The organism is Streptomyces sp. Root1304 (assembly GCF_001426405.1).
In the GTDB taxonomy this organism is placed as follows: domain Bacteria; phylum Actinomycetota; class Actinomycetes; order Streptomycetales; family Streptomycetaceae; genus Streptomyces.
In genome coordinates this window covers 535,991-557,836 of the sequence record NZ_LMEP01000023.1, presented here as the reverse complement: position 1 = coordinate 557,836, position 21,846 = coordinate 535,991, and the positions used below count along the sequence as shown (strand labels likewise).

The 21,846-nt window shown below is 69.7% G+C and carries 20 protein-coding genes; 11 read left to right on the top strand and 9 right to left on the bottom strand.

The features are described 5' to 3' along the window. Window positions 1-851: 851 nt before the first annotated feature. The gene (locus ASD33_RS35570; protein ID WP_157870080.1) at window positions 852-1,232 is read right to left on the bottom strand and encodes a hypothetical protein; all 381 of its coding nucleotides are present in this window, start codon (window positions 1,230-1,232) and stop codon (window positions 852-854) included. A gap of 86 nt (window positions 1,233-1,318) precedes the next feature. Between ASD33_RS35570 and ASD33_RS35165 the strand changes: the two genes are divergently transcribed. Beyond that, window positions 1,319-2,136, top strand: a protein-coding gene (locus tag ASD33_RS35165; protein ID WP_107103805.1) for an IS5 family transposase whose coding sequence is annotated in 2 segments (ribosomal slippage) — window positions 1,319-1,661 and window positions 1,661-2,136 — 819 coding nt in all. Because the reading frame shifts where the segments join, the coding sequence is not laid out codon by codon here. A gap of 511 nt (window positions 2,137-2,647) precedes the next feature. Further along, window positions 2,648-3,810 (top strand): IS3 family transposase gene (locus ASD33_RS24615; protein WP_107103807.1). Its coding sequence is split into 2 segments (ribosomal slippage): window positions 2,648-2,932 and window positions 2,935-3,810, totalling 1,161 coding nucleotides; the frame shifts between segments, so codons are not numbered across the junction. Window positions 3,811-3,866: 56 nt separating this feature from the next. On the opposite strand, the gene ASD33_RS24610 is transcribed toward ASD33_RS24615, so the two are convergent. The 3 genes from ASD33_RS24610 to ASD33_RS34500 form a co-directional block, all read right to left on the bottom strand. Next, window positions 3,867-4,877, bottom strand: a complete 1,011-nt coding sequence (locus ASD33_RS24610) for a hypothetical protein (protein WP_157870079.1) — start codon at window positions 4,875-4,877, stop codon at window positions 3,867-3,869. Between the two features lie 247 nt (window positions 4,878-5,124). Continuing rightward, entirely contained in the window at window positions 5,125-5,397 is a 273-nt protein-coding gene (locus ASD33_RS24605; protein WP_056564483.1) for a hypothetical protein, read from the bottom strand. Between the two features lie 68 nt (window positions 5,398-5,465). Further along, the gene (locus ASD33_RS34500) at window positions 5,466-5,846 is read right to left on the bottom strand and encodes an RHS repeat domain-containing protein (RefSeq protein WP_079044988.1); all 381 of its coding nucleotides are present in this window, start codon (window positions 5,844-5,846) and stop codon (window positions 5,466-5,468) included. A gap of 152 nt (window positions 5,847-5,998) precedes the next feature. On the opposite strand from ASD33_RS34500, the gene ASD33_RS24600 reads away from it, so the two are divergent. Next, the gene (locus ASD33_RS24600; protein WP_056564480.1) at window positions 5,999-6,610 is read left to right on the top strand and encodes a TetR/AcrR family transcriptional regulator; all 612 of its coding nucleotides are present in this window, start codon (window positions 5,999-6,001) and stop codon (window positions 6,608-6,610) included. Between the two features lie 92 nt (window positions 6,611-6,702). Continuing rightward, window positions 6,703-7,311 (top strand): SRPBCC domain-containing protein, encoded by a 609-nt coding sequence (locus ASD33_RS24595; protein ID WP_079044987.1) that lies wholly within the window; start codon window positions 6,703-6,705, stop codon window positions 7,309-7,311. Window positions 7,312-7,534: 223 nt separating this feature from the next. Here the strand turns inward: ASD33_RS24595 and ASD33_RS24590 are convergent, their stop codons facing one another. Then, window positions 7,535-8,224, bottom strand: coding sequence for a TetR/AcrR family transcriptional regulator (locus ASD33_RS24590; protein ID WP_056564653.1), 690 nt, complete (start codon window positions 8,222-8,224; stop codon window positions 7,535-7,537). Window positions 8,225-8,277: 53 nt separating this feature from the next. On the opposite strand from ASD33_RS24590, the gene ASD33_RS24585 reads away from it, so the two are divergent. Then, on the top strand, window positions 8,278-9,396 hold the full coding sequence (locus ASD33_RS24585) for an NAD(P)/FAD-dependent oxidoreductase (RefSeq protein ID WP_056564477.1): 1,119 nt from the start codon (window positions 8,278-8,280) through the stop codon (window positions 9,394-9,396). 370 nt (window positions 9,397-9,766) lie between these two features. Next, window positions 9,767-11,170: a DUF11 domain-containing protein gene (locus ASD33_RS24580; RefSeq protein ID WP_079044986.1), complete on the top strand. Its 1,404-nt coding sequence runs from the start codon at window positions 9,767-9,769 to the stop codon at window positions 11,168-11,170. Between the two features lie 245 nt (window positions 11,171-11,415). On the opposite strand, the gene ASD33_RS24575 is transcribed toward ASD33_RS24580, so the two are convergent. Further along, window positions 11,416-12,282, bottom strand: coding sequence for a GNAT family N-acetyltransferase (locus ASD33_RS24575; protein ID WP_056564474.1), 867 nt, complete (start codon window positions 12,280-12,282; stop codon window positions 11,416-11,418). Between the two features lie 200 nt (window positions 12,283-12,482). Here ASD33_RS24575 and ASD33_RS24570 point away from each other — a divergent pair, with 200 nt between their 5' ends. Further along, the gene (locus tag ASD33_RS24570; RefSeq protein WP_056564647.1) at window positions 12,483-13,034 is read left to right on the top strand and encodes a 2'-5' RNA ligase family protein; all 552 of its coding nucleotides are present in this window, start codon (window positions 12,483-12,485) and stop codon (window positions 13,032-13,034) included. A 76-nt stretch (window positions 13,035-13,110) separates the two neighbouring features. Here ASD33_RS24570 and ASD33_RS24565 read toward each other — a convergent pair whose 3' ends face one another. Continuing rightward, window positions 13,111-14,499 (bottom strand): hypothetical protein, encoded by a 1,389-nt coding sequence (locus ASD33_RS24565; RefSeq protein WP_056564471.1) that lies wholly within the window; start codon window positions 14,497-14,499, stop codon window positions 13,111-13,113. A gap of 625 nt (window positions 14,500-15,124) precedes the next feature. On the opposite strand from ASD33_RS24565, the gene ASD33_RS24560 reads away from it, so the two are divergent. The 4 genes from ASD33_RS24560 to ASD33_RS24545 all read left to right on the top strand — a co-directional run bounded on the left by ASD33_RS24560 (window position 15,125) and on the right by ASD33_RS24545 (window position 19,345). Continuing rightward, entirely contained in the window at window positions 15,125-17,128 is a 2,004-nt protein-coding gene (locus ASD33_RS24560; RefSeq protein WP_056564469.1) for an ABC transporter ATP-binding protein, read from the top strand. 124 nt (window positions 17,129-17,252) lie between these two features. Beyond that, window positions 17,253-17,927 carry an NUDIX domain-containing protein gene (locus tag ASD33_RS24555; protein ID WP_079044984.1) on the top strand — a complete coding sequence of 225 codons (675 nt, stop codon included), beginning with the start codon at window positions 17,253-17,255 and terminating at the stop codon, window positions 17,925-17,927. Window positions 17,928-18,140: 213 nt separating this feature from the next. Beyond that, entirely contained in the window at window positions 18,141-18,926 is a 786-nt protein-coding gene (locus tag ASD33_RS24550; protein ID WP_157870077.1) for a hypothetical protein, read from the top strand. A 56-nt stretch (window positions 18,927-18,982) separates the two neighbouring features. Beyond that, complete coding sequence (locus ASD33_RS24545) at window positions 18,983-19,345, top strand: hypothetical protein (protein ID WP_056564463.1); 363 nt, start codon at window positions 18,983-18,985, stop codon at window positions 19,343-19,345. An 18-nt stretch (window positions 19,346-19,363) separates the two neighbouring features. Here ASD33_RS24545 and ASD33_RS24540 read toward each other — a convergent pair whose 3' ends face one another. Both ASD33_RS24540 and ASD33_RS24535 read right to left on the bottom strand, forming a co-directional pair. Beyond that, complete coding sequence (locus tag ASD33_RS24540; RefSeq protein ID WP_056564459.1) at window positions 19,364-20,407, bottom strand: aminoglycoside phosphotransferase family protein; 1,044 nt, start codon at window positions 20,405-20,407, stop codon at window positions 19,364-19,366. A 165-nt stretch (window positions 20,408-20,572) separates the two neighbouring features. Beyond that, on the bottom strand, window positions 20,573-21,739 hold the full coding sequence (locus tag ASD33_RS24535) for an ATP-binding protein (protein ID WP_056564643.1): 1,167 nt from the start codon (window positions 21,737-21,739) through the stop codon (window positions 20,573-20,575). Between the last annotated feature and the right edge of the window lie 107 nt (window positions 21,740-21,846).

The following is a 21,846-nucleotide window of genomic DNA, read 5'->3' as shown; positions in this document are numbered from 1 at the left end:
GCGCGCGGTCTGCTCCGCAGACGCGACGCGCCGCCGCTACGCGGCGGTTCAACTGCCCTGCTTCGCAGGACAGTTGATGGGGCGTCACTCCGTGACGCCTGGTTGGATCGCTCCGCGATCCAACCACTGGAATTCGCTCCGCGAATTCCAGAAAGGCGGCTGGCTGCGRGGTGGGGGCTCGTATTTCGGCTTCTCTTGGATTCTGGAATCCTGCAATGAATTCAAGAGTAATTATCGAGACTCTTCAGTGYGGCAATTGTGTTTCCATTCCTGACCTTCTGGAACCTCAAGAGGCCGTGGTGGCGCGGATCCTGAGTCTGTACCWGCAGAGGCACTCTGCTGACTGCCTTCTGTATGTCCAAGGTTCCTCGGTATTACCGGTTCGGCACGGAAAAACAGAGAGGTGCTGAACGCCCCTGTGCAGCACGACGGGAGGCTGCTGTTGGGCGTCTCCTCGGYGCTGGTGGCACTCGTGAGTTGATGTCTACTCATGTTCGGCTCATGTCATAGGACTTGAGTTGCTTGTGCGCTTTGTATGGCGGGCGGGCTGCTGGGCTCGACGGCAGGCATGGGTGGAGGCCGGCCGACGGGTCCACCATCACAGCAGGTATCCGGCAACTTCTAGCGCTGTGTGGCGACAACGCCTCACAGCACCATGCCGAGMTCATCGAGCGTGCTCAGGCCCATCTGTCGGGTAGGCCCGGTGCTCCTGGGGGGGCATTCTGCGGGGACTGACAGCAGATCAGCGGGCAGTCTCTAAGAACTCCTTATCGGCGTACGGCCTTAGATGGTGTCTCACGTGGCAATCTCGCCCGCTGCGGGGCCATAGGCGATGAGGGTGGGCTCAGTCGTCAGGACGGCCAGCTGAGCCGGCCGTCCACCACGGCCGGGAGAGACGTGGGCATCTCGTCGGTGACCCAGGCAAACTCCAGGGCCGCAAGCGTGGCTCCGCGGTCTGTCCAGACGAGGATCTCGCCGACGTAGGCGCCGGACGGGTCATGGACGTGCGCATCGACGGGCACGAGCGCTGTCGGTAGCGCTTCATGTTCGCAAGGTTCCCGGACCTGCAGGTCAACGCTCACAGAATCGGGTCCCCAGACGGCGGTCACCTCAGTGCGGTCCAGTTGACTCCGCAGTTGCGCCGCGCCGACGAACTCCGCCGACAGGATGTGTTCAAGTACTGCCCGTTCGTCGGCGTTCAACGAGCGCGGGTTGATGGATAGAGGAGCCATGCGCCCATTCTGAGGTGGCGGAGCGACCAGCCCAACGCCTCCACCGGCCGTCGCCGGGGTGGCCGGCAGCGGCATCATGATCGTTCATGGGTGGGGATCTGTCGCAGCGGCTCGTGCCGGATGATCTATGGGCCATGGTCGAGCCGGTACTGCCGCCCTTCCGCTCGCGCCCGCAGGGCGGTGGCACCGCGCCGGTCGACCAGCGTGCCGTGTTCACGGCCGTCGTGTATGTGCTGACCAGCGGGTGCGCGTGGCGGTATCTGCCACCGTCATTCGGCGTGTCGCCGGCGACGGCTCACCGGAGGTTCTCCGTCTGGACCGCATCCGGAGTGTGGCGTCGGCTTCACCGCGTGGTCCTGGACGAGATCGGAGCCCGTGGCGGACTCGACTGGCGTTCCGTGATCGCCGACGCCGCCTCGGTGCGCGCGAAAAGGGGGGTCCGCTGACAGGGCCGAATCCGGTCGACCGAGGCAAAGCGGGCAGCAAACTGCACGTTCTGACCGACGCGCAGGGGCTGCCTGTGGTCGTCGGGGTGTCTGCCGCGAACGTCAACGATGTCCAAGCGCTTCGCCCGCTCATCCTCGGGATCCCGGCCGTCCGCTCGCGCCGCGGCCCTCGTCGGCGACGTCCCGACAAGGTTCGTGCCGACAAGGCGTACCACTCGGCCGGCAACCTGGCGTGGCTGCGCGAACGCAACATCACTCCACGGATCGCTCGGCCGGGCGTGGAGTCCTCCGAACGCCTCGGAAGGCACCGGTGGAAGGTCGAGAGATCGATCTCCTGGCTCTTCGGATACCGCCGGCTGACCGTCCGCTACGAACGAAAGGGCAGCCACTTCCTCGCCTTCCTCGGACTCGCCGCAGTCATGACCTGCTACAAGAAGCTCGCCAAAATCGCCACGTGAGACACCGTCTTAGAGCGGTCGTCCACGTTGCCTCCTCATTCAGAACTGTCGGCAAGATCCTGCCACCCCGGCCTGTGGCCAGGATTACCGGTCCTGGACTTTGCCAGTGGCCGGACGGACCACTGGTCGCTCATCCTGTCCGTCTGGGCCTGGTGCCTTTCTGGTGATGCGCCGGCCAGGCGTATGCCTCACCCGTGGCTAGGACTCTGCCGACGTTGTCGACGTACAAGGAAGGGGCCCTGGCAAGAATTTCGTAGCCGTGGATCATCTTGGTGACACGGTCGGCCGGTCCGCGTAGCGGGCTGCCGGCAGTCATGTATTCCGCACAGGCGGTGCGTCAGATGTCTACACGGGTGGGTACTGCGTCCGCACGCCCATATCCGAGCACCTGAGCGAGGACTTCGCGGAACTGCCTGATGTCCTCGGACGGTGCTTCGATGACGGGTCTGCCGCACGATCGGGTGACATCTGAACTGGCTTGCCCTGTAGGGCAAGTGGGAAGGATGTCGCTGTGCCCAAGCCTTATCCGGAAGAGTTCCGTCAGGATGTCGTGCGGGTCGCGAGGAACCGCGGCCCGGGCGTGACCGTCGAGCAGGTGGCCGCCGACTTCGGTGTCCATGCGATGACGCTGTGGAAGTGGATGCGCCGCGCGGACATCGACGAGGGGACCAAGGCCGGAACGTCCAGCCAGGAGAGCGCGGAACTCCGCGAAGCGCGTCGGCGGATCAAATTGCTGGAACAGGAGAACGAGGTCCTGCGCCGGGCCGCGGCCTACCTGTCGCAGGCGAATCTGCCGGGAAAAGGATCTACCCGCTCGTGAAGGAGCTGGCCGGGGACGGGGTGCCCGTCACGGTGACGTGCCGGGTGATGAAGCTCGCCAGACAGCCTTACTACCGCTGGCTGGAGCGACCAGTGACCGACAGCGAGTTCGAGGAAGCCGCCCGAGCCAACGCGTTGTTCGACGCTCACCGCGAGGATCCGGAGTTTGGCTACCGGTTCCTGGCCGACGAAGCCCGCAGTCTGGGAGCTGGCATGGCGGACCGGACCGCGTGGCGGATCTGCCGGGACAACCGCTGGTGGAGCGTCTTCGGCAAGAAGCGCGGCAGGACCAGGAAGGCCGGACCGCCGGTGCACGACGACCTCGTCCGCCGTGACTTCACCGCGGACGGCCCGAACCAGCTGTGGCTCACCGACATCACCGAACACGCCACCGGGGAGGGGAAGCTGTATCTCTGCGCGGTCAAGGACGTCTTCAGCAAGAGGATCGTGGGCTACTCCATCGACGGGCGGATGAAGTCCCGCTTGGCCGTCGCCGCCCTGAACAATGCCGTGGCCCGCCGCGACAGCGTCGCCGGGTGCATTCTGCACAGCGATCGCGGATCGCAATTCCGATCACGGAAGTTCGTCCGGGCCCTCGTCGGCCATCAGATGACCGGTTCGATAGGGAGGGTCGGGGCGGCCGGCGACAACGCAGCCATGGAGTCCTTCTTCAGTTTGCTGCAGAAGAACGTCCTTGACCGCCGGCAGTGGGCCACCCGCCAGGAACTGCGGATCGCGATCGTGACCTGGATCGAGAAGACCTACCACCGCCGCCGCAGACAAGCCTCTCTCGGCCGTCTGACTCCCGTCGAATTCGAGACCGTCATGACCACACCGGCCCACCTGGCCGCGTGACACACCTGTCACCCAACCCTGCATCAGACCCGAGGGGCCAAGGGCCGCGAGCCGAGTCAGGCGGTGGTCCAGCGCATTACCGTCTCTCCGTCGGCGGAGAGCCACGTGCCGTCGCCGATCGGTACGGCGCAGACTCCGGGCGTCTGCGGGTAGTTGAGTTCGGCGAGGGGTCTGAGTGTGTGGGCGTCGAGCAGGAGGTGAGTGCCCTCCTCCGCCCACTGTTCCTCGGCTGCCGCGACCAGAATCCGCCTGTCGTCGACGAATCCCGGGGTGTAGCCGACGAAGACCCACTCGTCGGGGAGAACATCGCCTGCCTCGATCACGACGTCGTCTACACCCTCCTGCGTACGGCAGAGGTAGCCTCCGCCAACGTCCTGGCTGACCAGCACCCCGTCTGTACCGAGGCCGACGTACGGCTCCTCAGCGGTGCCCGCCGGCCGAGCGTCGAGCCTGCCGGCCGTGTAGGCGATCAGGAGACACTGCGTACCGTCCTGGCCCATGGACGCGGTGAGCAGAACCTCGGAGCGCGCGACCGGGAATTGCTGGAAGGCGTACGTCGCGGAGAAGGACTGCAGGACACGCTCGGCAAGTACCTCTCCGGTGTCCAGGTCGAGGGCGCGGCAGATGTCGCCCTTGGAAAGCCCGTCCGCCCCGAGGGGGCCGGCCATGGTCGCCAGAAGGACACGCCCGGCCGGGTCGGGCGTGCAGGCGCCGGAGGCCTCGGGTGAATGCTGCCAGTCCCGGTGCCGGCGTTCCCAGCGCACGGTTCCGTCGGGTTCTTGGACAGTGACGGCCTCCCGGGTGATGGTGGCCAAGGCACCATCGGGCAGGGGCGAGCAGTAGGTGTCGGAGCCGTCAGCGGCCGGGGCGGGCCACGTGGTGCGGTCGGCGACCACCTGAGAGTGATCGGTGCTGATCCTGCTGGTGGTGATCGTGCCCTCGTGCCGGGTGACGAGCCAGTGCGCGCCGTCGCGCAGAAGCCAGCCGTCCATGTTCCCCAGCGCCTCGGAAACACCAGGCAGGGACTCGCTGGCGAGGAGCCGTGCGGGTAGGCGGAGGTAGTTCATGTGCTCTTCCTGCTCCGTGTCCGGGGTGTAGCAGCTGGGCCAGTAGAACTGCCGCCGGTGGGTGGGTTTGTCGTCACCATACGTCGGTCCCGCGAGCATGCCCTCGATACGGATGATGGGTGCGCAGAAGTCGGGGCAGACGCTGCGTTGGGCCGCTCCGCGGGTGGGCAGCCAGTCGTCCGTGCCTTCGCTGTGCAGGCGGCTGAGGTAGTGGAGGTTGTTCTGTTCCGTGTGCCCGCCGGGGACCTTAGGCGGTCTCGGGGTCTGCGTACTGGCCGGGGAACCGCAACGGGGTGTGTGCGGAGGCATTGCGGTTCCAGGCGGTGGCGCCCCGCTGGGTGGCGCGGCTGTGCCAGGCGGTGGCACCGGTGTGGTCGACGAGTTCCGTGGGTGTGCCGACGAGGGCGGTGACGATCGCGAAGAAGCGGGCGTCGACGAGGTCCTGGTCGCCTTGGGGGTGTGGGGTGGTGCGGCGCTCGGCTTGGGCGATCGGGCGGTGACCGTCGTATTCCCAGGTCATGGTGGTGCTGTTCGATGAGTCGGTCTGTGCTGCCAAGCGGCTGCCGTCCCCGGTGAAGAGGGTCTCGGCTACGACGGTCCCATTGTCGGTGTGGGGCGCTTGGCGGTGCGGCGCCCGAGCAGGTCGTAGCGGTAGGTCCACCGGGTACCGTCGGACGTGGTACAGGCGGTCAGCCGGTCGGCCGTGTCCCACTCGGTTCGCCAGACGTCGGGCTTGCGGGGTATCCGCTTGTTGCGCCGTTCGATGATGCGGCCGGCTGCGTCGTAGGTCGAACCCCGCAGGCCTGCCGCGGGCCACCAACTCAGCTCGGATCGTCCGCTCCGGCCTCCATGAGGCACGCGTCCCGGGTGGCACAGAGCCTCGCTGCCCCGTAGGTCGGCGGTCAGCCCATGGGGCACCGCATGCGCCAACTGCCGCTCTGCTGCCGTAAGTTCATCAGCACCCCGCATCGTCCCCCGCGGGATCGACTCCGAGCCTCCGGAGGCCTACTCATCTGGGGAGCGGAACGGCTCCTGCTATTTCGCTACTTCCGTTGCGTAATTCGCCTGGGCGGCGCTAGTCTTCCTTTACGAAACGGTCGTAGCGTTGAAGGGTGGGGCTCATGGAACCGGGAGTACGGCGCGGCCGGCCGCGCAGCGAGGTGGTGGACGGGCGTATCGCGGGGGCGGCGCTCGAGTTGCTGCTCGAGCGCGGGTACGACCGGTTCTCCGTCGACGAGGTCGCCGTGCGGGCCGGAGTCGCGAAGACCACGCTGTACCGGCGGTGGCCCACCAAGGACCATCTCGTCGTCGCCGTGGTGGCGCGCCTTCAGGACGAGGTGCCCGTCGAGTACCGGGGTGATGTGCGCGCCGACCTCATCCGGTACCTCGAAGCCATCGTCGACGGGCTCAACCGGATGCGGCTCGCCGGTCGGCCCGAGGGTTCCGGTGACAGCTCCGCCGGGCTCGTCGCCGAGGTGGCCGCTGCGGCCGCCCGGCACGCGGACATCGGCGCCGCCGTGCACGCCATGTTCCTCCGGCGCAATGCGCTGGTGCTGCGCATGCTCGAACAGGCCCGTGAGAACGGCGAGCTGACTCCGGACGTGCAGCCCGAGGTCGTCTTCGACCAGCTCGCCGGAGCGCTGTACTACCGGCTGCTCATCACCGGGCAGCCCATCGACTACGCCTACGTCGACCGGCTCGTGACCGGTGCCCTGCGCGGCGCGTCCGCCTGACGGCCTCGCCCGTGGTCGGCAGCGGCGCCGTGGGCCCCGCCGGTCCGAACACCCCGTGCTCCGTATCCAGTTCTCCGACGAGAGGAAGAACCATGACCGCCATCCGCTTACCTTCCGCCACCGCGGCCGATCCGCACGCCGATCCTCTGCCCGCCCCCGCCCCGCGTCGGCGCCGACGGCGCCTGTGCCTCGGGGCCGGGGCCGCACTCGTCGCCCTTCTCGCCGGGTACACCGCCTGGACGCAGACCCACCCGGTCCGGCTTTCCGCTTCCATCGAGATCGAGGCCTCCTCCGAGGAGGTCTGGCAGGTGCTCACCGACCTGCCGGCCTACCCGCGATGGAACCCGTTCATCACCTCGACGGAGGTGACGTCGAAGGGCGGCCGTCTCGAAGAGGGCGCCACCCTGCGCAACGTGATGCACGACAGCAGTGGTGACACCGTCTTCACCCCGGAGCTACTGACCGTCGAGCCGGGCCGCGAGCTGCGCTGGCTCGGGAAGATGGGGCCCGGCTGGATCGCGGACGGGGAGCACCGGTTCGTGATCGAGGAGATCGGTGACCATCGCGTCCGTCTCACGCAGAGCGAGCGATTCACCGGTGTCGCGGTGCCCTTCGTCGCGGGGCGGCTCAAGACGGAAACGCTGTCGCAGTTCCGTGCGATGAACGAGGCGCTGGCTCAGAGGGCCGAAGCGGCCGGCTAGGGCCGGCCGGGGCCCCGCAGGGTCCTGGGCCGGCGCCTCCGGGGGTCGGCGGGGCCGCCCCGCCGTGCCTGTCCGTCGGCCCCGCCGTGCCCGTGGCCGAGGGTTCGGGTCGTCCCCGACGTGGAGCGTCGGCCGCAGGGCCGAGCGCAGCTAGGGCATCAGTGACGGCGCCAGCCCGTGGGCACCGGCTTTGACCTCGTTCACGTTCGGCCCGCATCGAGCGTCACATCCGTGGCTGGAGTTTCGTCGCCACAGCGTCGAGGACCCATTCCAGGCCTGTCGCGAAGGATGTCTCGGCGTCGACCTCCGTGCCGTCGTGTACGGCCTTGGTCAGGGCCGGGAAGCGGCCTGTGGCCAGCATTTTTGTCACATGCGGGCCGTGGGCGCGCTGCCACTCCTCTTTGGACAGGCCCGTGGCGCGTTCGGCGCGCAGGTTCGCGGTCTCGCGTCTGATGGCGCCGTTGAAGTAGGCGCTGACGGTCTCCGCGGCGCGCATGGCTGTGTCGATGTCGGTGCGTTCGACGAGGGCGGCGAGCGTGGCTTCGGTCACGGCGAGGCCGTTCGGGCCCAGGGTCGGGCGGCCCCCCAGCAGGTCGGCCAGCCACGGGTGGCGGAGAGCCGTCCGTCTGGTGCGGTGGGCGAGGGTGCGCAGTGCCTCCCGCCAGTCAGCGGGCTGCTCCTCGGGGAGGATCTCGCCCTGGACCTCGTCCAGCATGAGGTCGAGCAGTTCCTCCTTGGTGGAGATGTATCCGTACAGGCGCATCGGGCCGGCGTTGAGCCGGGCTGCGACCTTGCGCAACGACACCGCTTCCAGGCCGCCTTCGTCGGCCAGTGCGATGGCGGCGGCGACGATCCGTTGCCGGTCGAGCGGCACGGGGCGATTCGGCGGTTCCGGCCGGTCCCAGACAGTCATGGTCACACCGTACTCTTGCGATGCATCGTATCGAATCAATACAGTGTATCGCCATGAGACCTCGTATCGCTGTGATCGGGAGCGGCCCCGCCGGTCTTGCCTTCGCCCGCGTCCTGCACCGCCACGACTTCCCCGTCACCGTCTTCGAGCGCGACCCCTCCCCCGACGCGCGTCCCCCGGGCGGCACGCTGGACCTGCACGAAGGGCTGGGTCAGCTCGCGCTGGACAAGGCGGGGCTGCTGACGGAGTTCCAGGCACTGTCCCGCCCCGAGGGGCAGGCCATGCGCATCCTGGACCCGGACGGAACGGTTCTGCGCGACTGGCCGCCCCGTCCGGACGACCGGGCCAATCCCGAGATCGACCGCGGGCAACTCCGCGACCTGCTGCTCGGGCCTCTCGATGTCCAGTGGGGCCGGAGCGTGACGCGGGTGGCGGCAGGGACCGGAGATGGCGTACTGGTCCATTTCTCGGACGGCGGGCAGGAAGCCTTCGACCTCGTGGTCGGCGCGGACGGTGCCTGGTCCCGGACCCGCCCGGCCGTCTCGTCCGTGACGCCGCACTACACCGGCGTCACCTTCGTCGAGACCTCACTCGACAACGTCGACACCCGTCACCCCGGCCTCGCCCGGTTGATCTGCGACGGTTCCACGGCCGCCTACGGGGTGAACCGGGCTCTCGTCGCTCAGCGCAACAGCGGTGGTCACGTCAAGGTGTACGCGCAGTTCCGTGCACCCCTGGACTGGCACGCTGATCTGGACCTGGCCGACGCCGAGGACGTGCGAGCGAGTCTGCTGGCTCGGTTCGACGGCTGGGCCGCTCCCGTCCTCGATCTCCTCCGTCACGGCGACGCGTTCATCCACCGTCCCCTCTACGTCCTGCCCGTGTCCCACGCCTGGGGCCACGTTCCCGGGGTGACGCTTCTGGGTGACGCCGCCCACCTGATGCCCCCGTTGGGAGCGGGCGCGAACCTCGCGATGCTCGAGGGCGCCGAACTCGCCGAGGCCCTCGTCACCCGCCCCGGAGATCTCGACGAGACCGTCCGTGCGTTCGAGGAACAGATGTGGGCACGAGCCGGGAGGTGGGCGCAGATGACGACGGCCGGGCTCGACCGTCTCGTGAGCCCGGACCCCGCCCAAGCCCTTGCCCTCTTCGACGAAGTCCACCCCTCCTGAACCCCCAACACCATCCATCGCCACATTTGGAACGTACGTGCGTCAATTTGACGGCCTCTTGTTCATTCCTTCGGGTGGCGCGTGAACGCCAGGGGGTAGTGCCATCCGGTCAGTTCGGGAGGTACGCGCGTGTCTGGTGCTCCAGGGGTGGTTGGCCGGGTCTCCGGAGGCGGCTCGCGACCTGCGGCAGCGCCGTAACGCGCGATGTCACTGCGCGTAAACCCCATGGTGGGTGCTGGCCGGGACCCTTCCGCCCCGGCTGTACCCGGCGCTGCGGGTGCGCTGAGCTTCAGAGCGTTCCGACCCCTTGCCCCCGTGTCCGGGGCTCGTGAGGTCCCTCGCGCACCGTCGACCGATCGGAGACGTCACCATGAGCACACCTCCTTCCGTCCCGCTCCGGGTCGCCCTCGTCAACGGAAGTTTCGAGCAGCCGTCCGTCACCGACATGGCCTTCCTTCCCGACGCCTCCCAGACCCAGGCGCCGCGGCACGTCCCGGGCTGGCTCACCACCGCGACCGACCACATGGTCGAGGTATGGCACTCCGGGTTCAACGGCGTTCCCTCTGCGGAGGGCGAGCAGTTCGCCGAACTCAACGCCAACCAGGTCTCCACCCTCTACCAGGACCTGCCGACCACTCCCGGCACCAAGCTGTACTGGCGGCTCTACCATCGCGGTCGGCAAGGGCAGGACACCATGGCGCTGGACATCGGCGCCCCGGGGAGCGTGGTGGAGCAGCGTTCCATCACCGACGGGAACACGGCCTGGGGCTACTACACCGGCACTTACACCGTCCCGGCCGGGCAGACCACCACCCGATTCGCCTTCCGATCGGTCTCGGCGGCCGGCGGCAACCGCGGGATCGGCAACTTCCTCGACGGCGTGTTCTTCGGAACCGCTCCGTACGTCGTGCTCACGAAGACCGCCGTACCGGCGGGTCCGTTGGACGTCGGCGATGTCGTCACCTACCGGATCACGGCCAGGAACGAGGGCGGCGGGGCCGCTGAGCGGCTCACGCTGACCGACGTCCTGCCGCCGGGGACCACGTACGTCCCCGGGTCCCTGCGGGTCATCGACGGTCCGAACGCGGGTGTCAAGACCGATCGGGCGGGTGACGACCAGGCCGCGTACGACTCCGGGAGCAACACGGTCGTCTTCCGGCTCGGCACGGGAGCGTCCGCCTCCCAGGGCGGCAGCCTGGCCAACACCGCCTCGCTGCCGGGGGGCACCACCGTCGAGTACCGGGTCACCCTCGGTCTGGAGACGGCGGGCACTCGGGTGACCAATACCGCCGTCGCCACGTACGAGAACCGGCTCGGGGCCACCCCCGAGCCACTGACGTCCACGTCCGACGAAGCCGTGACCGAGGTCAGGCCGGCCGCCGATCTGGACGTGACCAAGTCGGCCGACGCGACCACCGTGACCGTCGGGCAGACCGTGACCTACCGCCTGACCGTCCACAACGCCGGCCCCAGCCCCGCGACCGGTGTCACCGTCGCCGACCGCCTTCCGAACGGGCTCGTCTTCCTGTCCGCCGACACCGCCACCGGTGCCTACGTCCCCGAGACCGGGCAATGGTCCGTCGGTGCACTGGCCGTCGGCGCCCGCGCCACCCTCAGCCTCAGGGCGAAGGCCACCAGGCCCGCCCGCCTCACGAACACGGCCACCGTCACCGCCGTCGAGAAGGACCCCGACCCGGCCGACAACACCGACTCCGTCACCATCTGCGTCGAGCCCGCACCGGACTGCTGCGCCCCGTGCGTACCCCGTACCTGAGAGGCTGTCGACCCTAAGACGGCTGTGCGGACCGAACTGCTGCGAACGGCCGAGGCCTCGGCAACGGCGTGAGTCGGTGCCGGCCGGCAGGCGGGGTGTCATGCCAGGCAGCGTGGTCGAACCGCAGGTAGGAAGGCACAGCGCGTGGCGGTGGGCGTGTCGCCCTTTGAGCGACACGCCCACCGCCAACGTCCGTCCATCGTCGCCAAGGCCGCCCCGCGACCCAGGGCATGGCAGACCCGGCGTCAGGCCGCCCGGATCCGGTCCCGTACCTCCGGCTGCGGCGCGAAGCCGGCCGACTTGTACGTGGCGATGCCACCGCCGTTGGAGCTCAGCGTGCACACGCGCACGCTCGACGCGCCCATCTCCCGCAGCGCGGCAGCCCCGGCCAGGGTGATCGCCCGGCCGTAGCCGCGACCACGGTGGTCCTCGTGTACGCCCATCGGCTCGACCACCCCCGGCTTCCCCGGGCCTGCCGACCAGACCGTCACCACCGCCGCCACGTTGTCCTGGTCGTCGTAGGCGCCCAGGCAGCGGGCGTCTTCGTAGAACGGTCCCGCCGCCATCCCGTGCCAGTACGCGCGCGAAGGCCTTGAGGTGTTGAACGCCGACCGCAGGACGTCGGCGAAGTCCTGCGCCTGCTCCGGGCCGATCTCCCTGATCCGCACGCCGGGGTCCTCCACCGGCTCCGCGAGGTCGCGGAAGAGCGGCGTCCACGGCTCGTCGACGCCCCAGCCCTCCTTGCTCAGCAGGTCGTGGAGCAGCAGTCCCAGAGGTGCCTCGATCGCCACCGCGCCTTCCGGCAGCACGCCGCGCTCCGGCATTGTGAAGTCCTCGACGAGCCGCCGCGCCAGGTCCTCGTCCTGGAAGGCGTCCGGAGCGACCGTCATCCGCAGCACCGTCGGCTCGTCCAGCATCCCGACGGCGAGGATCCGTCCGTCGCGGCTCCAGGTCCGGATCACCGCGGCCGTTTCGGCCGTTCCCATCCGGTAGTTCCAGCCGACGTCCCCCGCATGCAACTGCATCGGCGCTCCGTCGTGCTGCCATTCCCGCAGTGCGGCCATGGCCTCGCGTACCCCGTCGACCACCGGCGTTCCCAGCACAATCGTCATAGCCGGGATCACACACCCCATCCCGAACGTACGCAACCGATTATCCGACCTGGCAACTTCCGCGACAGCGGCGTCCTGGTCGTCCGGGTTCGCCCAGCTGCTTCGCCCAGCCGCTTCGCCCAGCTGCTTCACCGAGCAGCGTGATCATTCCGCGGAAAAGAGCCGTGCTGCCCGCGGCCGAGCTGACACCATGCGGTGTCATGGCAGATGGCAACCCCAGGACGTTCCAAGCGGGTCAGACGGGCCTCATCGTCCGGATTCCCGAGGCGGAGCCGTACGTCCGGAGGTGGCGCGAACGGCTCGACCCGTCAGCTCGGGCCGGAGTCCCGGCCCACGTCACCGTGCTCTTCCCGTTCCTCGACGAGAGCCGAATGGACGCGCTCGTCCACGCCGCTCTCGCCGACGTGCTGGGCGGCCAGCAGGCCTTTGACCTGAGGTTTGAGCGTTGTGGGCGATTCCCGGGGGTGCTTCATCTCGTCCCCGAGCCTGACGCGCCGCTGCGGCAGCTCACCGAGGCAATCGCTGAGCGTTGGCCCGAGGCTCCGCCGTACGGCGGCCGGCATGCCGAGATCGTGCCGCACCTGACCATCGCTCAAGGTCAGGAGGACGGCGTCCTGGAGGAGATCGAGGCCGGCCTCGCGGGCAGGCTCCCGTTCACGGCTCACGTCGCCTCGGTCGAACTTATTGTTCACGACGGCGTGAAGTGGCAAGAACGGGCGTCGTTCCCGCTCGGAGAATCAAGCAGGTCGTGACGCTTGGCCGGCCGGCCGTAGCGGGCGATCGGCGTGGACGGTCGTCCGTGACCGTGGCTTCGGTCGACGAGGGGTGTCAGCTCGCCGCAGCTCGGGTGAGCAGCCGTTCCATCATCTTCATCGGCAGTGCGGGGTGAGCGGCTGCGGCGCGGACGACTCCGGGGTCGGGGTTCGCGAGCAGTGCCTCGATGACGTCCGGCGGTGAAGCCGGGTGGGTGGCGATCGGGCGGAGCGCCTTGCAGGCGGGTCCGGCGTCTCGTGCCATGCGGCGGAGCAGCGTGGCGGGGCAGCCGGGGTTGTGAGCGAGGGCGCCGTATACGGGTGGTCCGTGGCGGTCGGCCATGTCGGTGAGCTGGTGGCCGGTGAGCCCTGGGTGTGGTGCGATCCTGCGGGCGACTCCGATGTCGGGATCTCTGGCGAACCGGTCGACGAGCGGCGTGGGAAGGTCGGGGCGCGCGGCGGCGAGGGGGCGTACCTGGGCCACGCGGCTCGCGGCCAGTCCGTTCAGTTCGGCTTCGCTCGCGTTCAGGATCCGCGGCAACGGCCCGCTCGGGAGCCGTCGCCGGCCTGCGAGCGCGGTGAGGTAGGCGAGCGGTACGGAGGCGTTTTCCGCGACGGCCAGTCGGACGCCGGGGTCGGGGTCCTCGGTGAGCCGGAGGATCAGCGGTGTGCCGATGCTGGGATTGCGGGCGAGGGTCCCTCGTACGAAGGCCGCTGGGTGGGTGGCCAGGTGGGTGTGGAAGTGCGGTGGAAGGTCGGTCCGATCCGCGATCTCGGCCGGTGCCCCGGCTTCTTCGGCGTCGAGGAAGTTCTCGAGACCGGCGGGCGGGACCGCCGGGTTGGCGGCGGCGGCCAGCCGGATCCTGCGGATCCCCGGGGCGTGGTCGGAGCAGCCTTCGGTTCGAGGGTGGCAGGCCGCGCAGCGCGTGGGTGCGGGGCTGCCGCCGTCGGTGAGGAGTGCGGCGAGCAGCGCGGGCGGGATGCGGTCGTTGTGGGCGAGGCTCACGCGTACCACGACGTGGGGGTGGCGGGCGAGTTCCTCTGCGAGGTCGGGGGCTTCGGCCGCCTGCGCCGCCACGTTCGGGGCGGGGTCGCGGGTGAGGGTGGCGAGGACGTCGGGTGGCAGGTCGGTGACGTAGTGGGCCAGGTCACCGCGGACTTCTGGGTCGTGGTGTCCGGCGAGCTCTCGTATCACCGCGGTCGGTGCGATCCCGGCCTGGGCCGCGGCCAGCAGGGAGGGGGTGTCATGGCGTGGCACCTCGGCCCAGGGGACCTTGCCGTTCGCGATCAGGCAGTGGACATCGACGTCGTCGTAGGCCCGGAGGATGCGCGCCTGGCGCTCGGACAGGTCATCGCGATACGTCAGAACGTGGCGGACGTCTTCGTCGCCCGTCATCGCGAGCGGCTCGAACAGGTGCTCCGGGAGGGCTGGGTTGGCGGCGAGTCCTTCCAGGACGTCCTGCACGGGATCTTCCTTTCACGCCCGTGAAGGTTGGCGCTCTCGTCGCGCTTGCTGCGCTTGCTGCGCTCGTCCTTCCGGGCGGCGTGCAGAGAGCGATGGGGTTAGCCGTCGCCGGGATTCGAACCCGGGTTTCCGGCTCCGGCGAACCGGCGACCGGGGTCCTTGGCCACTGGACGACGAGCGCTGCGTGGCCAGCGTACAGCTCGGAGCGGGAGAACCACATGGGGATTTCTCTGCGCTGAGAGCAGGGCATGGGTGGGGCGGGTGTCGGCCAGTAACTCGGTTCGGAGTCGGGGCTGTTGCCTACGTCGGCGATTCGGCCATGCCCGGGGTAGGGCTCGGGGCCCGTTCCGTACGGATCGGTGCACACGGCACGAACTCATTTTCGCCTGCTTTCGGGGTTCGAACGCCGTCCGAATCGCGTGTGCTCGACGCGAAGCGCTTGGTCGTTGAACCGTCCGAATCCCCCACTCGCTTGGCTGGAGGCCTTGATGCATCCCCTTCCCTCTGTTCGGGCCGTTCTGCGTGCTGTTCTTCCGACCGTGCCTCGGCTCCTGGCCGTTCCTGTGCGGTGTCGGTGTGGTCGCGGTGGCAGTTGTGCGGCACGTCCGGATGCCAGGTGGGTGGCATGAGCGCCGCTTCGGGCGAGGCGTCGTCCGTGGCGGGCGCGGAGGCGCCCTCGGCGTCCGAGCAGTTGCTGTTCGGCGGCGAACTCGCGTACGACCAGGGCTGGAACTCCCACCGCGGCACATGGGTGAAGCTCGGTATGTGGAGCATGGCCGTGAGCTTTCCCCGGCAGGTCGGCGTGGCCGTGCGGCTGTCTCGGCGGGCTGACCGCCGGGCTCTGTACACGGTGGCCGGCAGTGAGATCGGCCGCGGTGTGTCGCAGGCGCTGTCCTTGGTGGCGGTGAACTCGCTGCTGACCGAGTTGCTGGCGTCGGGCGTCCTGTCCGATCGGCTGCGGGCGGCGCTGCCGGCGTTGGTGTTCGTGTCGGTGATGGCGGTCGTCTCCTCGCTGCTGAAGTCGGCGTCGACCGCCTCGACGGGAGTTCTGGAGCCGAAGGTCCAGCGGGTGGCCACCGAGCGGTACCTGGGGCTCGTCGCGCGGGTGGAGATGGACGCGATCGAGGACGACGCGTTCCACAAGCTGATGGACTCGGCGCAGTGGGGCGCCGACGCGGCGCGGCGGATGGTGGGCTACTGCACGGCTGTGGTCGCCTCGGGGATCTCCCTGATCGCCGCAGCGAGCGTGCTGACGGTCCTGCACGTGGCGCTGCTGCCGCTGCTGGTCGCTATGGCGCTGCCCAGTGCCTGGGGGTCGCTGACGATGGCGCGGGCGCGGTACGCGAGCTGGCACCGGTTCGTCCAGCATGCGAGGGCCGCTCAGCTGATCAGCCGGCTGCTGATCGACCAGCAGGCGGCGGGTGAGGTCCGGGTTCACGACGTGGGTCCGTTCCTGCTGGAGCACTTCCGGGGGATGGCGGAGACGAGCGAGCGGGAGCAGACGCGGCTGGCGTGGGTGGCGGCGCGTACGGGGCTGGTGGCCGACGGGGCTCGCGGGGCGGCGACGGTGGCCGCGTACGGGGTGCTCGGGCTGCTGCTCTGGAACGGGCAGATGGCGCTCGCGGTCGGCGGCACGGCGGTTCTCGCGATCCGGGCGGGGTCGGCGAGCATCACCGACCTGGTGCTGCGGGTCACCGACATCCAGGAGGAGTCGCTGTTCGTCGCCGACCTGGAGCGGCTGTGCGCCGAGGCGGAGCGGCGGGCGATCCCGGAGTCGGGTGTGGACGTGCCGGAGGACTTCGACGCGATCCGCTTCGAGAAGGTCTCCTTCTCCTATCACGGTGCTGACGAGCCGTCGCTCCGGGAAGTGGACCTGGTCATTCCCCGTGGCAGGACCGTCGCTCTGGTCGGGAGGAACGGGTCGGGCAAGTCGACCGTTTCGAAGTTGTTGTGCGGGATGTACATGCCTTCTTCGGGTCGGGTTCTGTGGGGCGAGGTCAGTGCCGCCGACGCGTGCCGGGCCCGGATCTTCTCTCGGGTCGCGATGGTTGCGCAGGACTTCCAGCGATGGCCCTTCACCGCCCGGGTCAACATCGGCATCGGCCGCAGCAACGCGGCGATGGACGACTCGGCCATCGAGTCCGCGGCGGCCTACGCCGGAGCCGATGAGGTGCTCAAGGGGCTCCCCCGCGGCCTGAACACCCTCCTCGCCCGTGGCTACAAGGGTGGGCAGGAACTCTCCGGTGGGCAGTGGCAGAAGGTCGGCCTGGCTCGGGCGAAGTTCCGGAACGGGCAGGTCCTCGTGGTCGACGAGCCGACCAGTGCTCTGGATCCGGTGGCCGAGCAGCGGGTCTTCGACCAGATCCACCGGCTCGCGGGAACCGGTCAGACCACTGTTCTCATCACTCACCGTCTTCACAGTGTCCGGCACGCGGATCTGATCTACGTGCTGGAGGAGGGACGGGTCATCGAGCACGGCACGTTCGAGGAGCTCATGGACCCTGCCACCGGGACGGGTGCGTTCCGGGAGGCGTACGAGCTGCAGGCCCGTCAGTTCCTGTCTCCGGGGCTTCCGGGGCAGTCCAGGGCTGCCGGTGCGGGGAGCTTGGCGGAGGGGACGGCTACGTGAAGGTCTGCGTCTCCGGGTTCGTGGCCGTGGCCCTGGCCGGATCGGGATCGGGATCCAGCTTCCGTTCCGCGGACCGGTACGAGCGACGCGACGCCGCTCTCCCCCGGTGCGAAGGAGCCGACAGATGAGTGGCGCGAAGCGGCACACCGAGCCGGTGGACGTGCACCTGCTCGCGGTGCGTGACGGGGAGAAGGGGGCCGAGGTGCTGCTCTCTCGCCGAGCCGGCGACGTCTACGCCCGGGGCCATTGGCATCTTCCGTCCGGTCACCTGGACGGGCCGCACGAGGATGTCGTCACCGCGCTCGTCCGGGAGACGAGGGAGGAGACCGGAGTCCTCGTCGACCCGGCCGATGTCCTCGCCGCCGTCACTGTGCACCACCGCTCCCCCGGCGGCGGCGCGCGCGTCGGGTTCTTCTTCGAGGTCCGGCGGTTCTGCGGCGAACCGCGGGTCATGGAGCGCGAGGTCTGCGACATGATGGGGTGGTTCCCGTTCGACGCGCTGCCGGCGCCGATGGTCGCGTACTGCCGGGCGGGGATCGACGCGTATCGGGCCGGGGTCCGGATCGCGGTTCATTTCCAGGAGCCGGGCGACCCGATCGCGTACGACCCGGGGGTGGACCGGGTCCGTCTCGTCCCCGGGGGCGGTTCTGCGGGGGTACGGCCGGACCGGGCGGTCGGTGAGCTCGCCGACCGTATCGACGTCGGCCCCGTTGCCTCTGCCGATCCCGTTGCCTCCGTCGGCGACGACGGCGACGACGGCGACGGCGACGGCGACGGCGACGGCGACGGCGCAGGGTGATGTGGGTGACGGGCTGGAACGCCATATCGTCGTTTGGGGACGGCCTGGCTTCGTCTGGAGCCCGGAGCTGAGGAAGGCGCGGTCTCCGGGTGCCCAGCGTGACTGGGGTGACCGCGCCTGCTGGGTCGGCGGCAGTACATCGCTCATCGAGCACAGGATCGGTCGCCAGGTCCGGGGCTCGAATGGCTCGACGCGCGGGAACTGCGGGTGCTGATGGCTCCGTACGACGACTGGCAGGACGAGGGCGCGCGGGACGAAGGGCACGTCGCAGTGGTGCAGCGGCCCGACTGGAGGGCCGTACCGCCCGGGTCGATCACCAGTGACGACCTGGCAGGACCACGAGTGGCGGCCCTGCGGACCGACCGCCGCGAGGAAGCCCGCCAGAGGGTCTCCGGCCTGAGTACGGAGTGGGACCCGCGACGCAACGTCCGCGCGGTCGAGCGGCTGTCCGACGGCCGGATCGTGGCGACGCTCGACGCGGTCCGGTTGGAGGCCTGGCTTCCTTCGGGGCAGCGGCAGTGGGCTGTCCCGGACGACGGCGTTGGGGGCCGCGACGTCGTCGTGGCCGCCGATGAGCGATCGGCGTGGGTCGGTCTGATGCGGCCCATGTGGCAGGAGCGTCCTCAGGCCGTGGTTCGGCTCGCGCTCCAGGACGGGGCTCAGCTCGACCACCTCGCTCCCTCCGGAGCGGTGTCCCTGGTGCGCGGTGCTGACGGGCTGCCTGCCCTCGCGCCCGCCGGAACGAACGGGGAGCGGAGCAGGTTGCGCATCCGGCGTGGCAGCCGGATCTACTTTCGGGAAACCGTCGCGACGGACGGACGGCGAAAGCCCGGATCGGGTGCGGACTGGCTCGCGGTGGCGGGGCCGGGGGCCGTTCCGGTTGCCGGACGGCCGCGTGAGGCGGGGAAGGCTGAGGTCCGTCTTCTCTCTTCCTACTCCTGGACGCCTGGCGAGACACACTTCGCCGGCCCGGTGCGGAGACCGCCGACGGCGACCTGATCCATGCCGGCAGCGTCTACCACCGCAACGGGCTCCAGCCCGGCGAATCGTTCGTCGTGCGGCGCACGGTGGCGGGCGAGGAGCCGAGGTGGGAATTCAGGACGGACCGGAAGGCCACGGACCTCGACCACGACACGGAGTCCGTGTACATCACGTACGACGACGGCGAGTTCGTCGTGCTCGGTCTCCGTGACGGTCACGTCCGCCTGCGCCGGCACCTGACCGTGGGCGGTGTGCCCGTCGTGGCCACCGCGCTGACCGTCACCGAACCCGGCCAGCTGCTCATCGGTACCGGTGACGGGCGGATCCTGGACTGCTCGGTTCTCCGGGAGCGGCCCATGCCGGGCAGGCGCGCCGCGTGGCTTGCCGATCCGAGCGGGTTCGGTCCACGGGCCCTTCCGCGTACCGCTTCGGGGTGACCGCCCCTGCCGGGGGCGTCAGCTCTCCTCGGGTCGCTTCGTCGGTACCGGCTGAAGTTCGGGCCAGGTCGCCAGCACGCGTTCGCGCATGGCCCTGGTGAGGGCGCTCACCTCGCGTAGTGGGGGGATGTCGGTGGTCATCCGGCTGACGACGCCCAGCCGGTGGACCAGTCTCTGCCGGGCCGTCGCCGTACCCCATTCCCAGTCCTCGTGCGGGATCCGCGCCAGGTGGTCGGTGCCGTCGCGGTGGGCTCGTTCCACCAGTGCGTCGCCTCGGAGCAGCCAGCCGGCGCACGCGTCGGTGAGGCCGTCCTGGATGTCGATGGCGGAGCCGGTCGCGGTGCTCCAGGCCGTGCGGTAGGCGCGTTCCGCGCGCTCCAGCAGCCGCTGGGGTGCCGAGGTGACGCACCAGCAGGTCGGGAAGCCGATGTGCAGGTAGGCCAGCTCCATCAGGCCGCTGCCCAGTGACGCCTGTTCGAAGTCGATGAATCTGACTCCCGCGGCGGTGTGGAGATCGTTTCCGGGGCAGGGGTCGCCGTGGAGAAGGGCGTGTCCGGGCGCTTGGTCGAGTCGCTTCAGCAGGTCGCCGAGCTCGTCGGGGACGCCGGGCGTGACGGGAACCCGGAGGGCCGCCGCCAGGCTGAGGAAGGAGTCGATGTCGGCGGTGCTCGGGCCCTGCCATCGGGGTAGTACCCCTGCGTCCTGCGGGCCTGCCGTGGCGTGCAGGCGAGCCAATGCGGCCGCGTAGTCGACGATCCAGTCGCCCGACGGACGCCCGTGTTCCAGGTGTTCCAGCACCAGCACCTGTTCGCCGGGATCTGCTGCCAGCAGTACGGGCACCACGGGCGATTCGGCGCGGGCGGCGAGCCGTAGGGCGGCCACCTCGCGGGCGTAGCGCTCGTCGGCATCGGCGCCGTCGACGACCTGCTTGACGACCACCGTCCGCTGCGGCAGCTCGACACGCCACACGCGCGAGCGCGGGCTGCTGTCCAGACCGTGGGAGCGAATCGGGGTTCCCAGCTGCGCCCGTAGCGCTTCCCCGAACGGCGGTCGTGACCCCATGGACGTTTCCTTTCACGCAACCGGGCGGGACGGCCCTCGGCAGGCCGCCGGTTGTCATCGGCCCATTCTCGGTCACCTGGACGGCCTACGCCGTCGGGTGCGCCGACCGCCGACCGCCCCTGCCGGTTCGCCTCCCGGGAACCGGCAGGGGATGTGCGTGGCTGTTCAGTCCTTGCGGGAGCTGTGGAAGATCCGGCCGACGATGGCCGCGGCCTGCTCCGGGTGGTTCTCCAGCCAGGTGCCGAGGTGTTCCCGTACGGCCTCGGCGACGCAGGCACGCACCTCGGCGCCGCCCAGCTCGCCGCGGGTGGAACCTGCGAACTCGGGCCGGTCCAGCTTCAGTGACACGACCGCCGTCAGGCCCTCGCCGACCTGGTCCGCCGTGAGATCGTGGGCGGTCTCCCTCAGGAGCCGGCGCTCCCGCGCGTGCGCGTTGACCGCGGCCGTCACCCCGTCGCGGAAGCCGTCCATGTGTGTGCCGCCGTGGGGGGTGGGCGCGCTGTTGGCGTAACTCCGGAGCCGTTCCTCGGGGGAGCCGTGCCACCGCAGGGCGACCTCGACCGTGCCGGCGATCCGGGGGTCCTCCCTCTCGAAGGCGATGATGTCCGGGTGGACGGACGCTCCCGTCGGCGCGTCGAGGAAGGCGACGAGTTCCCGGGCCCCGCCCGGGAACCGGTACCTCACCGATCGGGCCCCGCCATGGGGGCGTTCGTCGGTCAGCGAGATGTCCAGGCGCCGGTTGAGGAAGGCCAGTTCCCTGAAACGCTCCGCGAGGACCTCGTACGAGATCTCCACGGTCTCGAAGAGGTCGGCGTCGGGCCAGAAGGTGAGGGTGGTCCCGGCTCGGGTCGTCGTTCCCGCGCTGGTGGGTGGTGTGAGCGCGACGCCGCGTGCGTACTCCTGGAGCCAGTGGATTCCCTCGCGCCGCACCTCGGCTGTCAGGCGGCTCGTCAGGGCGTTGGTGACGGCGAGTTCGATACCGGAGAGACTCATGGCCACGGTATCGCGGCCTCCTGGACCCGCTCCGGCGTGCATCCTGGTGAGCAGGGCTTCGAGGCCCGGTCCGTCGTCGTCCCCGGCGTCCTCGACTCCGATGCCCGGACCGTCGTCGGCGACGCGTACGCCTCCGTCGGTCGTGAGGGTGACGTCGACGGTGCCGGCACGGCCGGCCAGGACTTCGCTCACCGCCCGGCCGACGACTTCGAACACCAGCTGGTGGAGGCCCCTCGGGCCGGTCGATCCGACGTACATCCCGGGCCGTGTCCGAACGGCTTCCCAGCCCTCCAGCACCTTGATGTGGCTGGCATCGTACGCGTCGGCAGCGTCACTCATGAAGTCCCCCAACGGTGTCTTCGGTGAAGCCCCCAGCCTAGGCAGATCCGGGGAAAATACCAGGTCAGGGCCGTTTCGAAGAGGGTGTGGGCGGGCAGGTGGGCGCC